At 49.7% G+C, this 16,569-nt stretch carries 11 protein-coding genes; 4 read left to right on the top strand and 7 right to left on the bottom strand.

What is annotated here, in order from left to right; all coding sequences use genetic code 11:
* Positions 1–29: 29 nt before the first annotated feature.
* From ACHKAR_RS14045 to ACHKAR_RS14070, 6 genes are read right to left on the bottom strand one after another with little or no spacing between them, the layout of a single operon-like run.
* On the bottom strand, positions 30–632 hold the full coding sequence (locus ACHKAR_RS14045; protein ID WP_395417954.1) for a trimeric intracellular cation channel family protein: 603 nt from the start codon (positions 630–632) through the stop codon (positions 30–32).
* 26 nt (positions 633–658) lie between these two features.
* The gene (gene pbpC, locus ACHKAR_RS14050) at positions 659–2,977 is read right to left on the bottom strand and encodes a penicillin-binding protein 1C (protein WP_395417956.1); all 2,319 of its coding nucleotides are present in this window, start codon (positions 2,975–2,977) and stop codon (positions 659–661) included.
* 13 nt (positions 2,978–2,990) lie between these two features.
* Complete coding sequence (locus ACHKAR_RS14055; protein WP_395417957.1) at positions 2,991–8,489, bottom strand: alpha-2-macroglobulin family protein; 5,499 nt, start codon at positions 8,487–8,489, stop codon at positions 2,991–2,993.
* Between the two features lie 60 nt (positions 8,490–8,549).
* Complete coding sequence (gene queG, locus ACHKAR_RS14060; RefSeq protein ID WP_395417958.1) at positions 8,550–9,476, bottom strand: tRNA epoxyqueuosine(34) reductase QueG; 927 nt, start codon at positions 9,474–9,476, stop codon at positions 8,550–8,552.
* A complete protein-coding gene (locus tag ACHKAR_RS14065; RefSeq protein ID WP_395417959.1) occupies positions 9,473–10,975 on the bottom strand; it encodes a BCCT family transporter in 1,503 nt (500 codons plus the stop codon). The genes queG and ACHKAR_RS14065 overlap by 4 nt, the downstream gene beginning before the upstream one ends.
* An 18-nt stretch (positions 10,976–10,993) precedes the next feature.
* Complete coding sequence (locus tag ACHKAR_RS14070) at positions 10,994–11,278, bottom strand: SelT/SelW/SelH family protein (protein WP_395417960.1); 285 nt, start codon at positions 11,276–11,278, stop codon at positions 10,994–10,996.
* A 79-nt stretch (positions 11,279–11,357) separates the two neighbouring features.
* On the opposite strand from ACHKAR_RS14070, the gene ACHKAR_RS14075 reads away from it, so the two are divergent.
* From ACHKAR_RS14075 to ACHKAR_RS14090, 4 genes are all read left to right on the top strand, one after another.
* Positions 11,358–12,731 carry a YeiH family protein gene (locus ACHKAR_RS14075; RefSeq protein ID WP_395417962.1) on the top strand — a complete coding sequence of 458 codons (1,374 nt, stop codon included), beginning with the start codon at positions 11,358–11,360 and terminating at the stop codon, positions 12,729–12,731.
* Positions 12,728–12,937: a hypothetical protein gene (locus tag ACHKAR_RS14080; protein WP_395417963.1), complete on the top strand. Its 210-nt coding sequence runs from the start codon at positions 12,728–12,730 to the stop codon at positions 12,935–12,937. Before ACHKAR_RS14075 ends, ACHKAR_RS14080 begins: the two co-directional genes overlap by 4 nt.
* A gap of 66 nt (positions 12,938–13,003) precedes the next feature.
* Positions 13,004–13,918 (top strand): sigma factor-like helix-turn-helix DNA-binding protein, encoded by a 915-nt coding sequence (locus ACHKAR_RS14085; protein WP_395417965.1) that lies wholly within the window; start codon positions 13,004–13,006, stop codon positions 13,916–13,918.
* 69 nt (positions 13,919–13,987) lie between these two features.
* Positions 13,988–14,431 carry a carboxymuconolactone decarboxylase family protein gene (locus ACHKAR_RS14090; RefSeq protein WP_395417966.1) on the top strand — a complete coding sequence of 148 codons (444 nt, stop codon included), beginning with the start codon at positions 13,988–13,990 and terminating at the stop codon, positions 14,429–14,431.
* Positions 14,432–14,488: 57 nt separating this feature from the next.
* On the opposite strand, the gene ACHKAR_RS14095 is transcribed toward ACHKAR_RS14090, so the two are convergent.
* Complete coding sequence (locus ACHKAR_RS14095) at positions 14,489–16,483, bottom strand: glycoside hydrolase family 9 protein (protein ID WP_395417968.1); 1,995 nt, start codon at positions 16,481–16,483, stop codon at positions 14,489–14,491.
* Positions 16,484–16,569: the final 86 nt, after the last annotated feature.

Consider the following 16,569-nt stretch of genomic DNA (forward strand, 5'->3'; position numbering starts at 1 on the left):
TTTGGGTGGGTAAAAGTAATAAGAATCGGTTATGATAAAAGGGGCAATTCCCAATGATACCTGACAGCCAGCACTCTGAAGGAAACGATAAACCCGGCAGTGATCAGAATGTTGAGAAATTGCTCTACCGCCCAAAAATCCAGAAGGATGAACACGATGCCTCCGGCGATACACGTGAGTGCATAGATCTCTTTGCGGAAGATGAGCGGGATCTCATTGCAGACAATATCCCGGATTACCCCACCAAAAACCGCAGAGATCATGCCCATCATGATGCCAATGATAGGAGAGACACCAAAGTCCAGGGCTTTTTGCAGACCCAGAATGGTGAATACGGCGATGCCTATCGTATCAAACAGGAAAAAGGTTTTTCTGAGCTTCTGGACTGCCTGCCGAAACAAAATGGCAATGGAAATGCCTATGAGGATCATGAACAGGTAATTGAGGTTTTGCATCCATGAGACAGGAGTGCTTCCCAGCAGCACATCGCGGAGTGTACCACCGCCCAGCGCCGTGATAAAAGCCACTGCTGAGATGCCGAAAATATCCAGCTTTTTGTCAAACGCGGTGAGTGCTCCACTGATGGCAAATACCATGGTGCCGAGGAGGTCTATGAAGTAGAGGATATTCAAAAGTGCTTATTTTTCTGGCGAAGGTACTAAGATGAGGGATCAGATACCACTTCAAAACTTCGAGAGGCGGAGTTGCCCTGTTCGTCCAAGATGGTGATCATATACGCTCCTCTTGGCAGCAGGAGTGATTGCTTATGCTCCCCATGGGTGCTCCCAATATAGCGGTCGTTGAGGTGCCAGAAGAGCTCTGCATTCGGGTTTTGATGGGAGCCTTCCAGAATCACCTCACTTGACTGGCCTTGCAGCTCTTTGGGGATAAATATTTTGGCATTAGCCGATGGATAATTGATCGCCAGGAGATTTTCCACTTGCTGCTCACATCCCGGGTATATGGGCGGTCTGCCTGAGTAGTCGGAGTGATTCTTTTGATAGTAATAGCCTTGCTTCGGGGGGAGTACAAACACTGACCGCAGGGAAGCCTTGTGCATGTCATAGCAGGAATGATTGACTATGTAGGTGTTACTCTCGTCCATCCAGAGTCGTTGATGATAGGTACATAAGCCGGATTGTTCCGCTTGAGGCCCCAGCTCCATGGTTTCGGTGTGTTCGCATGCCGGCCCGGCCAGCATCCCGGAGGCGGTGCAGGTTTGATGGGGAAATGAAAAAGGCCTGAGCTTTTCGAGCCATTGGCTATCGTATTCTCCAAGCCGGATAAGCTCTGTGAGGATGGGGCCTGCAGATGAAGCGCCCGAGAGACCAGCACGGCCCTCGCCATCGGCATTTCCTACCCATACACCCACCAGAATGTTGCCGTTCAGTCCAATGGCCCAGGCGTCTCTAAAACCGAAGCTGGTGCCTGTTTTCCATGCGATCAGCTGGCTGGAGCTGAAGTTTTGCCAGGAGTGATCGGCTCCAGGCCTTGTGAGCTCGGTCATGGCCTGAAAGGTATGCCAGACATTGATTTCGCTGAGCTCCACATCCGGAATTTTCCGAGAATCAGGAAGGTAGCTGATGCTGAGATTATCCTCGTTGGCCAGCTTTCTGTACAGACCAAAATACGCCTGGGCGAGATCCCAAAGTTTGACCTCTGCCCCACCCAGAATGATGGAGAGACCGTAATGCCCCGGTGGCTGAGTGAGGGTGGTGATCCCAAATTTTTGAAGGTCCTGATGAAAAACCTCATAGGTATATTCCTGCAGGAGATGGGTAAAAGGGATGTTCAGTGACATGGACAGTGCCTCATTGGCTTTGACCATCCCTGCATATCCCAGGTTGAAGTTTTTGGGAGTATACCCACCAAAGAAGCTGGGCACATCGGGAAGGAGGGTTTTTGGCAGCATAATGCCTTTTTCCAGGGATCTGGCATAAAGCAAGGGCTTGAGGATGCTACCCGAACTTCTGGGTTTTTGGATAACATCCACCTGATATCCATCCGCGGTGGGATCGGTGGTGTTACCTACATAGGAGAGCACCTGGCCATTCCGAAGGTCTACCACCATGACGGCCAGGTTGTCGATGCCACTGGATTTTAACCACCGATGCTTACGCTCTGCCACTTCCGTGGTTTTCTGTTGCCAAAAAGGATGAAGAGTTGTAGTCTGGGTTCGTCCCTCGGCATTTTCACGTAGGGTTGTAAGGAGGTGGGGGGCGCGCTGTGGAATATCAAAGGGCTTGTCGGGAAGTGGTTCCTCCAGGCTTAGTGCATAAGTGAGGCTGTCAATGTCAGCGCTCAGATAGAGCTTTTTCAAAAGGAAATCGCGCTTGTACCTCAATGCCTCCATGGAAGTACCAGGGTAGATCGCTCCGGGTTGATTGGGCAGTACGGCCAGGGTGGCACTTTCTGACCAGCTGAGGAGGTGGGCAGGCCTCCCGTAGTATCGCCATGAGGCAGCATCGATGCCTACCACATTGCCCCCGAATGGAGCCAGGGAGGCGTAATGTCGCAGTAGATCCTCTTTTGAATACCAGAGCTCCATTCTTAGGGCAATGCCCACTTCCCGAAGTTTTTGGAAGAAGGTGCGCTTCTCGTTTTGGAGCATTCGCGCCAGCTGCATGGTCAGGGTACTGGCACCGCTGACAATGCGCTGTTGTTGGATGTTTTGCCGAATGGCCCTTAAAACAGAGAGGGGGTTGACACCCGGATGATAGTAGAAGTATTCGTCTTCAAAAAGCAATATGGATCGCTCCAGTTTGACAGGCACGGAATCGCACAAGGGAAATCGCCATTGTCCGTCCGCAGCGATCGAGGCACTGAGCAAATGACCATTGCGGTCATTCAACACAGTAGAGGTGGGTCTGTCGCCCAAGCTGGGTGGGATCGCCAGATAAATACCCAAAGCCAGCAGTGGTGATAGCCAGGCGGCCCACTTGATTTTTGCACGACGATCACCACTGCCTGAAAGCATTTGAGTAGATAAATTATTTGGTTATGTAAACCCATTTCCCGGCAGTTTTCGCCGAGATAGAGGCCTTGTACATGGCTTCCGCCTGTATACCCGGCATATAATATTTACCCGGGTAGGCAGCCGTCACACTTACTTTGAATACTTTCTGACTGTTTTGACTCAAGTCAAAATACGTATAGACTCGGTCGTCACGAATGTCCTGATAGTCGAAAGCACTGTATTCACTGGTTTCCTGATCCGTGAGTCGGTCATTCTGGATTTCCCAGCCAGAGGGCAATATGTGCGTAAGGGCTATGTCTTTCACGCTACCGGCAGCATATTCGTTTTTCACAGTGATCAGTATATCAAAGCTCTGGCCCAATTTCAGGCTATCGGGAGAGAGCGATCTGCCGGATGGATCCAGGTAACGAACACTCACGGCCAGGTCAGACTGTGCGACTGGCTCATCGCCGGGCTTTGGAGTGCCAGTGATAGAAAGTGTCACAAAGAAATTGGACTCGCCTTTGTTGTCAATCTTGAGTGACTGTATGGCGTCAATGGGTAACTCGGATTTGTAAATGGCTTTATCCGAAGACCAGGTGGTGTTTTTTCCGCCATAGGAAATACCCGCTTTCATGCCTTTTTCTGTTTGGTTGGCAGTGATGTATTTGCTGATTGCCAATAATGAATAGGCCGTGGTTTGAGTGCTCATCCAGCCGTCTGCGGACAACCTCTCGGAGATTTCCTGCAAGATTTTATAAGCTTCTGCTTTGCTGTCCATGTACACATAGGTCTCCAGCAGTAGTGCCAGATCCCGCTCAAAGGAGCCGTAACTGTAGTAATAGTAGCTATATCCATAGTCTTTTACTTTTGAGCGACCGAAATCCTTCATGAGTGTCTGTGCTGCTTCTTTCTGACCGATGATGGCATAGGCAGCAGCAAGTTTATGTACAGACTGAACAGACTTGTCGGAGGTATTTCTGAGCCTGTTCATTGCCCCTATTTCTGGATATCCGGCCAGTGCCAAAGTGAAAAGTCGATAAGCCTGGATCAGGTCAGAGTCCCGATGGTCTACAGACTTGCTCCAGTTTCGGGCCTTATTCCTTTGGTAGCTCAAAATCTTTTCAATCAGTTCTCCTGGAACGGAGTACCCCTGTTTTTGGGCTTCTATCAGAAAATGATAAGCATAGCTCGTTCCCCAGCTGTTGGGATTGTCATAGCCAGGCCAGTAGCCAAGCCCTCCGGTAGGCACCTGAAATTTGGAAAGTCGTTTGATGGCCGTCTTGATGTTGTTCTCGATTTTCACGTGCTCCTCCACCGTCAGTTCGGTGATGTTTTTGAGGAAAAGCTGAGGGAATACCGAGGAGACCGTCTGCTCGATGCATCCATGTGGATAGCGGATCAGATAGCTGAGCCTGTGCTCCAGGTTGATCGGTGGGATGGATGCCACCTCCAGGGTTACTTTGTTGGTGCCCTCCATGCCGAAAAGCTTTCCACCGGGAGTGACTGCCTGGCCTGCTTCCACGGGAAGTACCTTCACGATGGTTTGTGCGGAGTTGGGTGACCTGGACTCAATGTTGATGTCGTGCCTGGCCGACTCACTGCCCGAGGAGGCGGTGATGGTCACTTTACCCGGCCCCAGCTTTTCGGCTACAGCCAGATCAAAATACAGGGTACCATTGGATTCTCTGAGCTCGATGGTCTGTTTATTGGAGCCCCTGAGGCTGAGTACTCCGGAAGTTTCTACCGTGATGGTGGCGTTTTTGATGTCCTCTTTGTATTTGAATACGTTCACAGGCAGACTCACCAGTTCACCGGGGCCTACCACGCGTGGCAGTGTGCCCAGTACCATCAGGGGTTTGATGACCGGAGTGCTTTTTTCGGCACTTCCATAAGCACCACCCAGCCCTGCTACCACCATGGTTCGCACGGATCCAATGTATTGGGGCATGGTGAAAGTATGTTTTTTAGATTGCCCACCCTCCAGGTAAAAAGGTCCCATAAACTGAACCACTGGTTTAAATCGGTTTTCCTCCTTCTTTTTGGAGTCGTCCAGACCTCCCTCACCACCACCAATGGCGAGCAGTCTCTCCAGACGACCACCATACGCTCCAATCACGTCATTGTAAAGATCCCAGGTCTTCACCCCTATGGCTTCTTTGCTATAGAAGTGATCCCACGGAGCAGGCGTTTTGAAATTGGTGAGGTCCAGCAGGCCGTCATCTACTACCGCCAGTGTGTAGGCCATAGGCTTTCCGTTTTTCTCAGTCACAGTGATCTCCACTGGCTCGTTGGGAGCCAGCTCATTAGCCATTCGGATGGTGGGTTCCAGTCGGGTTTCTTTGTCATAGACCTGAATGGAGGCAATCCCATAGAGTCTGATGGGAAGGTCATTGCTGGTCTGACCGTGCGGTTGTAATAAGGAGGCGTGCAGGTAGACATTGGGTGCCATTTCGGGGGTTACGTCCACCGTGAAGGAGGTCCATTCCTTTTCGGTTTTGATCCAGAAATTTTGGACTACTGAGCTGCCATTTTCTATGCTGATGAGTGCCTGCCCTTCATAACTTCCACGCATGGTCACATTGATCTTTTCGCCTACTGCGTACTCAGCTTTGTCGGTGCTCACTTCCAGCGAGGTAGCGCCGATGGCATTGCCACCCGATGAGCCATACCAACTGGTATAAAATACCTGACTGGATGAATGTCCCGATACCGGATCCCTGGCCACGACGATAAACCGCCCCCAGTTGGGGCTTTTGATGGTAAAGTTGATTTTACCCTTACCTGCGGTGGTGTTGATTTTTTTGGATTCGATCAGTTCGGCATAGCTGGAGGAAACATAGTTGGTACTGTAGTCATCCGACTGATCCCACCACCAGCGCCAGTTGAGTTTGTAGATTTTCACCTCCACGCCGGTTCGGTCTACGGGTTGCCCATTGGCACCAAGTGTGATCAAGTCTACCTGCTGAGGTTTATCGCGCTCGATACGGCTACCCTGATCTGCAGAGGAGAGGTTCACCCCCACAAACGAACTATAGGGGAGGTAGGTCACAGCTTTGGAGTTGACACTGAAACCGGCTCCCGGCTCAAATACTTTGGTGTTGAAAATGGCTTTGAGCGCTCCCGGGGAGTTAGGTTTTGATGGGAGTTGCAGGTTGATGGTGGCATCCCCATTTTGGTCTACTTCACCACTAAATATCTGCTTTGGGTCGTCATAGAAGCTTTTTCCCGCATCATCAAATTCGTATTGGGCGTAGCCATTAAAAGTGGTATTGGTTTCCACTAGTCGCAGTTCGGTCTCGGTTTTCAGGTTGCCCCCTGTGAGTCCTGTGAGCCATTTTACATTGAGTTTTCCTTTCACGGCCCTGTTTTCATAGGCAATCTGATCGCCCCCCAGATCCAGGTTGATTTTCAGGCGGTTGGGTTTTACAGTTTCTACCTTCACTGTTTTGGCGAAACTATTGTTTCCTACCGACACGGTTGTCCACCAGTTTCCGGTCACATCATCCGGACTTGTTTTGGTCTGAAAAGTGTAAAGTCCTTTTACGCCCTGTGTGACTACCTGCTTGTCCTTAATGTTGCCACGGGGGTCGCGTAGTTCCATGACTACCGGGTGATTATCGGGGATTTGTTTTTCGGGATCCTCCAGCATGAAACTGAGGAAAATATCGTCTCCGGGACGCCAGACGCCTCTTTCGCCATAGACCATGCCTTTGATATTGCCAATCACCCGGGTGCCAGACACATCAAAATTGCTGAGCGAGAGGGATTCATTGTCTTCCAGCCTCAGGTAAGATTTTTGACCCTGAGCTTCTGCAATAATGAGGAATGGCCTTCTTTCCGGTTTGATAGTGGCGAAGCCCTGGGCGTCGGTCATGCTGGAGCTCATTTCCTGAAGCTGATAGTCCAGCACTTTGATAGTGGCCTGGACGGGTTGTGCGTTTGTCATGTTGGTGGCGATCACCTTCATGGTATTGTCGCCCCCTATTTTGGCAATCAGCCCAATATCGGTGGCCAGCAGGCTGGTGGACACAAAGCGATTGGAATTGTAGTAGGAAACGTGGCATGGGTTATCACGCTCCTTCCAGGTATACCCGTCGGGGTAGCGGTAGTCCCAGAGATTACCCCATTCGTAAAAGTTGTCATCCTGGTGGATGCTCCATGATTCTTTGTCTGAGGGATTGTCTTGTACTTCAAAGACCTGATCACAGGGGTAGTTGGTGTATTCTGGAAGAAAACCAATTCTGACCTGATACAGGGCCCCTCTTTCGGCTTCAAAAAGGGTAGAAAGATCTAATGTAAACCGGTTCCAACTGCTGAGGTCTTCGGCCTTGGCGGAGAGGTCGATCTTGCGGCGCATGATTTTTCGACCTACCCGGTTGATCTGATCCTCACCGGAGAGATTGTTCACCTGAAAAAAGGCAGGCATATTGGCTTCAAATATTTTCACTACCTCCACCTGAACGGCTTTGAGATTGACGGATTCGAAGGGTAGCACCAGCCCGGAAGTAGAGGGTAAAATGGTGCCATTTCCTACTAGTCGGAGCTGGGGTTTTTCCGGCTCAAATGGGATGTAGCTGGTGGTGGTTTTACCCAGGGCCTGCCCTTTGGAGTTTTTGATCCCTTCGAAGATCTCCAGCTTTTTGCTGCCGGTCATGTTTTGAGGTACGTACACCTTCACCTGATTACCTTCGATGACCATGCCCGGATTTCGAACACCCTCCAGATTGATGAGGCCGGCAAGACTCTGGGCAGGATCAAGAGGATCAGAAAAATAGATGGCTACAAAGGGGTCTCCCGAGTTGTCCACCTTGGTGGAAATCATGGAAAAAACTGCTTGAGATGGAACTTCTATTCGCAGATCTTCGGATCGTTTCACCCCTATTGGGGCACCACTGGCTTTGATCTGGATGGTTGTTGGGTCCTTGGTGCGGGTGATCCCCGTCACGGCAAATCGATGTGAGGTCCCGCTGCGATGCTGCCAGGCGATGGGGAGGCTGCCTTCCATCTGAATCATTTTTTCTACCGCCTCGTTTTCGGCAAAGTCTGCGGTGTTCACGGTACCTTCAAACTGGAGCTGATCAGGGGTGGAGGAGTCGGGAGCCAGCATTTCACCGAGGATCACTTCAAAGTTTTGCTCGATGATGGAAATTTCGAACTTAAACTGCCCGAGTTCTTTTGGCACTTCTATGAGTGATTGGAGGTTCAGGGTGAATATGAATTTTTGCCCTGATTTTAAAGGCGTCTCCGGGGAAATGGTGATGGCGTGCGGGCCGGTTTTCACCAGGGTTCCTTTGATGGACGGGGAAATAGAAAAAAGGGTGTTGAGCTGCGGGTCATCAGGGATCGGCACGAGATTCGTAAACTGTACGTTGATGTTGTCCTTTTGCGAGATGGTGCCGCTGGTGTAGCCACTGATGTACTCGCCGAAACGAGCGTCATTGATGATGGTGCCAGATGATCCACTGTTGTCGCCACCGCAGGCAAAGAGGAGGCTCAGGAGTGTGAGGAGGGGAATGTGTTTTATTTTCATGATTTGGGACTTAAAAAATAACGATGCCATATTAAGCAACCCAACGCAGAAAAGCAGGGGTTAAGTGTTATTTTTTAGGAAAGAAATATTCCGTTTGAGGCCTTCGTATTTGGTCCGCTTTACGGCCGATTTCTTAAATACTTTGCTGAAGACTTCCTGGGTCATTTCTTCCCAATCCTGAGCGGAAAAATCTTCCCAGCCCTGTGGCTGGAAGGCGGGTTCGTTGTGGGGTGTGGAGAACCGATTCCAGGGACACACATCCTGGCAGATATCACACCCGAAAGCCCAGTTTTCCATTTTACCTTTAAACTCCGGTGGAATGCTCTCTTTGAGTTCGATTGTCAGGTAGGAAATGCATTTGCTCCCGTCCACCACATAAGCCTCTGAGATGGCATCAGTGGGGCAGGCATCCTGACAGGCGGTACAGGTGCCGCAGTAGTCTTTCATAGGACCATCAGGTTCCAACTCCAGGTCGATGATGAGCTCCGCCAGGAAGAAAAAGCTTCCCATCTGCCTGTTGAGTAGGAGGGAGTTTTTGCCAATCCACCCCAGTCCACTTTTGGCGGCCCAGGCCCGCTCGTGTACGGGCGCCGAGTCTACAAATACTCTTCCCTCCACAGCTCCAATTTTTGCCTGAATCTGATTCATAAAAACCTTCAACTTGTCCTTGATCACATGGTGATAGTCCTGACCATAGGCGTACTTAGCCAGTTTATAGTTTCCGTCGGTGGCCTGGTCTTTTTCGGGATAGTAGTTGTAGAGGAGAGAGACCACAGACTTAGCACCAGGCACCAGTTTGGTGGGGTCCAGTCGCTTGTCAAAATGGTTTTCCAGATAACCCATTTTTCCCTGATATCCGCGCCTGAGCCATTCTTCCACTTTAGGTGCTTCGCCCTCTAGAAATCCCGCTTTGGAGATTCCACAGAAACTGAAGCCCAGCTCAGTGGCCAGCGATTTGATCAGTGCGGTATGCTGCTGTGGGTTCATGATTTGGTAGTGATGATTAGGTGGAGGGCGCCAAGGGAAATGGCGATGACCAGAAACAACGCTGGGAAACCGCCAAGCACGGAGATCATTTTGATCCCTTCTATGCCCGAGTAGGAGATCATGATCCAGGCCAATGTCCCCACGATAGTCCCCCAGATCACCTGAATGAAAACCGGTGATTCCTGATGTTCGGTGGTGATCCCTTTGGTGCAAAGATTACTCATGGCGGAGGTGTTGGAGTCAGCCGCGGTGACATAGGAGATAAAGGTAATCAGTAGAAAAATGATGCTGATCAGCCGGGTAAAAGGTAAGGATTCAAAGATAGCGTAGATCACATTTTCAGGCCCTTTATCGTTCAGGATTTGAAATAGCGCACCATTACTCAGGGTGTCGAAGTGAATGGCCGAACCACTAAAGATCATCATCCAGAGTCCTCCGAAAATAGATGGAAAGACCAGATTGACCAGGATAAACTGACGAACGGTATATCCTTTGCCGAGCCGACCAAGGAAAAGAGCCGTGATGGGTGCCCAGGCCAGCCAGTTGGCCCAGTTGAAGACGGTCCAGCTCTGAAACCAACTTTGATCAAGGGCGTGGTTCCAGTTGACGCTGCGGGGAAGAAAATTTTGGACGTAAGCGACCACCGCCGAGCTTCCTGTTTCTAAAATAGGCATGGTGGGGCCGAAGCAGAAAAAGAAAATGGCCAGGAGAATAAATGCTTTGATGTTGTAGTCGGAAAGCACACGAATACCTTTCATCAGCCCACTGCTGGCAGAGGCCACGAAAGTGCCTACAATGGTTATGGTAATGACCAGCAGGAGAAAACTGGAAGGAGGAATACCCAGAAAAAGGCGCAGTCCTCCAGAGATGGTAAGAATGCCAGCTCCCAGGGAAGCTGCCATGCCTGCCACCAGTCCGTATAAGCAAATGATATCGGTGAGGTGTCCAATGATTCCGGAGGAGCTTTTACCAATGAGGGGAAAGAGGGTAGCGCTTACCTCAAAAGGGCGCTGGAGGTTATAAAAACAATAGGCAAAGACCAGCGCTGCCATGGTATAGATGGCATAGGGGCTTAGGGTCCAGTGAAGGATCATCGTAGCCATAGAAAAATTCCGGGCTTCTACGCTGGCGGGGTTGATGCCCAGGCTGGCGGGTGGCTGATGAAAATGAAAGAGTGGCTCTGCGGTTCCCCAAAACAAAATGCCAGTGGCAATGGTGGTACAGAGGGTAATCGAAAACCATTTCCATTTGGAAAGTAGCGGGGTAGCTCCCTTCCCCCCTATGGTGATCCGACCGAATGGGGAAATGTAAATGACGACAAGGAGCAAAACGAACAACAAGACACTCCAGCTAAACAGCCAACTGAAGTGCTCCAGAATCCAGGTGTTGATAGACTGAGCTGCAGCCAGAAACCCCTCTTTATCCAGCAGACTGTAGATCACTGTGCCCGTGAGGAGAATGAGTGGCGGCCAGAATTTAATAGGATTGAGTTGCTGCATCAGGCTGCAAACTAAAGATTAATCTGATTTCTTGTCGGAATGGCCAAGGCTTTTGTCTGGAGCGATGTGATCTCTCACAAGTTGCTTCAGTTCGGTGATTTCCGGGAATCGTCCCATTTCTTTTCTGGAGAAGATCAGTGTCCCGTTGGCGTAGATATCAAAAATGCCACCGGTGCCCTGCCTTAGGGTTACTTCGTCCAGTTCTTCGCTGAAGGTGGTGAGCAGCTCCTGACTCATCCAGTGGGCGCGCATCATCCAGCGACACATTTTACAATAGATGATGGTGACATTTTGCTCGCTCATGCCTTAAAGGTAAATAGTGAGGCCATATCTGATGGGGTTAGTTGAGGAGAATTCATATCTTTTTGGAAAATTTGAGCGGATGAAATGGACAGAAGATTTGGTGGCTATTGCCACGGGCGTATTAATTCTTGGGTTTGCCCTGGTGGTATTTGTGATGGCTCCATATGGAAATGCCAGCGAACAGGCCATCACCGGATCTGTGGAGATAGAGCAGACTACATTGACAAGTCATCTTCATCTCATGACTGCCAAGCTGCAGAAGTGGGAGTATAACCCACTCGATACCTTTGCCGGAAAAAACTACGGCTGGGGGTTGATGAGTCTGCTGCTGGTTTTCGCGTCTGTTCTGGGAGGCGGAGCGGTCATGATGGGCACGCCCCTCAAAAAGTTTTTGGGTGGTTTTGTGCTGGTATTTTTGGTGGGACTGGCGGCATATGTACTGCAGTCTCAGGTCAGTTTCAAGTCAATTGGTCTGGGTTATGCCCTTTGGGCGATCGTTCTGGGGATCTTTATCAGCAATACCTTTGGAATACCTGACTGGCTGAGACCCGCTCTAAAGCATGAGCTGTTTATCAAAACCGGTCTGGTTCTGCTGGGAGCAGAGGTGCTGTTTGGTAAGATCATGGCCATTGGGCTTCCTGGTATTTTCGTGGCCTGGGTGGTCACCCCCATTGTGCTGGTCACCACTTTTTGGTTTGGTCAGCGGATTCTGAAGATGTCTTCCAAAACCCTGAACATCACCATCAGTGCTGATATGTCTGTTTGTGGCGTGTCTGCGGCCATTGCCACTGCTGCCGCCTGCAATGCCAAAAAAGAGGAGCTCACAACGGCCATCGGGCTGTCCATGGTTTTTACCTCTGTGATGATGGTGGCTTTGCCCGCCTTTATCAAAGCAGTGGGGATGCCAGAAGTTCTGGGCGGTGCCTGGCTGGGTGGCACCATAGATGCCACTGGCGCGGTAGTAGCTGCGGGGGCTTTCTTGGGGGATAGTGCGATGAATGTAGCTGCTACCATTAAGATGATTCAAAACATCCTCATCGGGGTGATTGCCTTTGCGGTGGCCGTTTACTGGACCACCAAAGTGGATCGTGCACAGGGTAAAAAAGTATCCGCTTCTGAGATATGGACCCGCTTCCCCAAGTTTATTCTGGGATTTATCGGGGCCTCCATTTTCTTTTCCCTTCTGCAGGCGACCCTGAGCCCCGAGTTATCAGAGGCACTGATCGAAAAGCAGTTGTTTGGGTTTACCAAAGAGATCCGTGGGTGGCTGTTTTGCCTGGCTTTTGTAAGCATTGGGCTCTCTACCAATTTCAAAGAGCTCCGAAGCCAGTTTTCTGGGGGTAAGCCTCTGATTCTCTACGTCTGTGGTCAATTACTCAATTTGGGGCTCACCTTGCTCATGGCATGGCTGATGTTTTACAAAGTATTCCCTGAAATCACCTCGGCGATATGAAGCGCGTGATTAGAAACATCGTTTTGTTGGTACTCATACTGGTGGGGTTGGAGCAGGGAATCGTTTTTTTGAGCCAATACTCAGAAACGTTCAAAGCCCAGCAGCACATCATCAGTGAGGAGCATATGGATCCGGCGGCTTTCTTCTATACGGAAAGCGAACATGTACTTCGGGCAGAGAAGAAACTGAGGCAGACTTTGAAATAGAAAAATAATTGTCACGGATTTCAAACAAGCAGCGTCATTAAACTGGATCAAAGACTTCAGACAAAGATGCATGCTAACGAAAACCCACAGGATACACTTGAGATGAGCGAACTTCAATATCCGGAAAATGAGATTGAGCGATTCAGATCTACGCTGCTGCCCTATGCTTATAACATCATAGGGACTATGGAACCAGCACGGGACGTAGTGGAGGAGGTGCTGGTGCCTTTTGTCCTCAAAAAACACCCGGAGGTTCAAAATCCCACCGGGTATTTGGTAAAATCTGTGATCAACCGGTCGATCAGCCATAAGAATCTTCTGAGAAGCAGGCTTGAGCATTATCCTGATCATTGGCTGCCAGAGCCTGTGATTACCGAGGAGGGTATCTATCAGGGTGTGGACAAGGAGCGGATTCTGAGTTATTCCCTGCTGGTGCTTATGGAGAAACTTAGCCCGCAAGAGCGGGCGGTTTTTATCCTGAAAAATGCCTTTGAATTCTCACACAAAGACATAGGCGAGGTACTCGGGGTTGAAGAAGAGCATTCGCGGCAACTTTACAAAAGGTCAAAAGACAAGATTCACCTGAAAAGAGGAAAGAAAAAGGCTCTTTCGAGCCAAGACAGTGACCTCCTGAATGAGTTGATCGGGGCGATGCGATCTGCTGATTTGCCCAGGATCAAGCACTTGCTCAAAAATAAAGTGGAAAGCCGCTCAGATGGCGGACCAAATAACTCAGCGGTGCGTAAGGTACTCCGAGGGAAGGACCATGTGTCCAAATTGCTACGGGCCATAGGTACCAAATACTATTTGGAAAACACCCAAGTGGAAGTGATCTCTGTTAATCATCAGCCGGCTATTGCCTACTTGCAAAATGATGAAGTGTATCGGGTGATGATCCTGGAGGTGGAAGCGGACAAAGTCACCGGAGTTTTTGTGGTGATCAATCCGGAAAAGCTGATGGACTTTCGAATCAATCAATAACTCAAAAAAACTGTCACGTATTGGGCTGCTGGCCAGTCATACTACCATAAACCAAATAAATGTATGACAATGGAAAGAATAACAGCAAAAGAACTCCCAAAAGGCTGGTTTGATACCATGCTGAATACTGAGGGCTATTTAAAGAAAGCAGGCATTGATCAAATGATCTACCACCTGGTGAAGTTTCGGGCTTCGGTCATCAATGGGTGTGGCTATTGTATGGACATGCACGCCAAAGAGGCGGCCAAAGATGGTGAGACCGCCCAGCGGCTCTATCTCTCGCAGGTGTGGCGCGAAGCTACCTGCTTTACTCCTGCTGAGGCTGCCGCGCTGCACCTCACAGAGGCATTGACCGCAATAGATCAATCCGATTTGGAAAGTGCATATACCCATGCATCGGAGCATTTTAGCAAAGCGGAGATCGCTAATCTTGTCCTGCTGATTTGCCAGATCAATTCATGGAATCGCATCGCTATTACCTTTGGGTATGAGCCGGGTTCTTACAAGGGCTAAGGGATGATTCTCAAGCTGGCAAATCCATTTGCCAGCTTGATTTTTTCATTCAATGGGTTATCTGATCAGAATTTGACGGCTGATGGTCTGCTGTCGGGTTTTACATCTGACTACATACACTCCCTGTGTCAATGCCGAAACATCAATCCTCGATTGGGTAGTGGAGATGACCTCTTTTCCGTTGATGGAAAAAATGCGAATGTCCATTTCCCCAAAGGTGTGTTCATCGGTTTGTACAATAAGAAAATCATCTGCCGGGTTGGGGTATATTTCAACTTTGAATGACGGGAAAAGTGACAAAGGCTCCTCTACCGGATCGGTATTGGGTGTTTTGAAATCCCGGTCATAGACTGCATGAATGGCTCCTGCGGTGTATACCAGCGGCGCATTCCAATTGATCGTGATTTCATTGGTGGAGTAGCTGCAAAAATCATCTACGTAGCATTGGGCGGCAACGAGGCTGGGGTACTTGCTGGCACCACAGTCGTCATTTACATTCTGTGGGTTTGGGCCACCCGCCAGAAATCCCGGCACCGGTGCGGCCACATTGTCAGCGCCAGACTGCCGGTGGTGAATATCTATTGGTGATACAGTCCCAAAACCTGTCACAAAGCAATATTTGGTGGCATTTCGCCCCAGGAGATAATCCACGGCTCCTATGGCAGCATTCAGGTAGTCCACGTCATTCGTCAGCTCATAGGCATACATCAGCAGCATCCCCTGATTGCCGGGGATACTATTACTTCCCCAGTAGAAGTCATTGTTTGGAATGAGGTAAGGGGAAGTGTTTTTCTGGTAATCCTTGATGTCATCCGTCATATTGATCAGGATGTTTTTAATGGCCGTGGTATCGGCAGCTGCCGTTAGGGATTTTCTATGGGTGATGAGCGACAGGATACCCAGGGTTTGCACATTGGGCCAGCCTGGTATTCCAAAGTATTGAGAAAAGTTGAGGGTGGAAAAGTAGCTGTCATCTTTGGTGCCGATGTAGAGTTCGACGGCAGCCCAGAAAAATTCATCGCTGAAGTTGCCATCTCCGTAACCACCGGTATGAACTGCCGGATAGCCATCTTGTGCTCCAGGGTTGTTATACGATACATTAGGGTTGGTCTTGGCCCAAGTCCAGGCTAATTCAGCCTTGGCCAGACATTCGTCAGCAAAGTCGGGCAGGTAGGGTTTGTAAATTCTGTAAGCCATGGCCATTACAGCGGCAAAGTCGAGTGCAGCTGCTGTGCCCTTGGCCACCACATACCGGGTGGCGGTAGCCTTGTGTGGCATCACCACTCCCTGAAAGTTGGCAGTAGTGGTCTTGTTATACACTCCACCGTCATTTGGGTCTTGCATGGTACTCATCCACTCAATGTTCCAAAGGGCCTCATCGAGGAGGTCGGGCAGTGCATTGCCGCTTTCGGGGATGTTCAGGTCAAGGGTGTCGTAGAATTCAGGATAGTTTTCATAAGCGGCGAGTAGGGTAAAGGTGCTGATGCCTGAGTTTACAATGTATTTGTTGTAGTCACCGGCATCATACCAGCCTTTCGGGGTGGAAATGACGGTGCCTGCGGGACGCTCATCGGAAGCTGCCGAAGGCAGAACTACCACCGCATTGTCCGGGTGGCCCAATGGGCGATTGTAGACACCGGCAAACTCCTCGGTGAGCTCCATGGAAGCGCGGTTGTAGTAATAGGCCTTGATGGTGGCGCTCGTTAAATCCAGGAGTACATCATCGGCTATTTTAAAAGGATGGGAGAGGTCCCCATTTCCAAGTTTCAGTCTATAAGTTCCTCTGGTTTTGAAGTCTGAAAAGTCAGCGATTTTCACATCTTCTTCGGATTTACTCCAATATTTGGATGCGGACAGCGTACCGGAAAAAACCACTGCCGAGTTACTGTTTTTGATGACTTCAAAGGCCGATTGGCTGGAGCCAACAACCACCGCGATTTTCTGAGCTTCTGGCAGGAACCCTACCTGATTGAGGCGTATGTTACCCGGAGCAGTTTGGGCAAGGCTTTCCAGGAAATAAAGTAGTAGGAGTGGGACTAAGATCTTTTTCATTTGCGTTTTGCTATAGTCCTAAAAATAGGATGAAAAGATCACCTCCCGCTATTTTTACCTTTTGATATCCGGGGAAAGAACATTCA

It is taken from the genome of Marinoscillum luteum (genome assembly GCF_044005705.1).
GTDB lineage: Bacteria > Bacteroidota > Bacteroidia > Cytophagales > Cyclobacteriaceae > Marinoscillum > Marinoscillum luteum.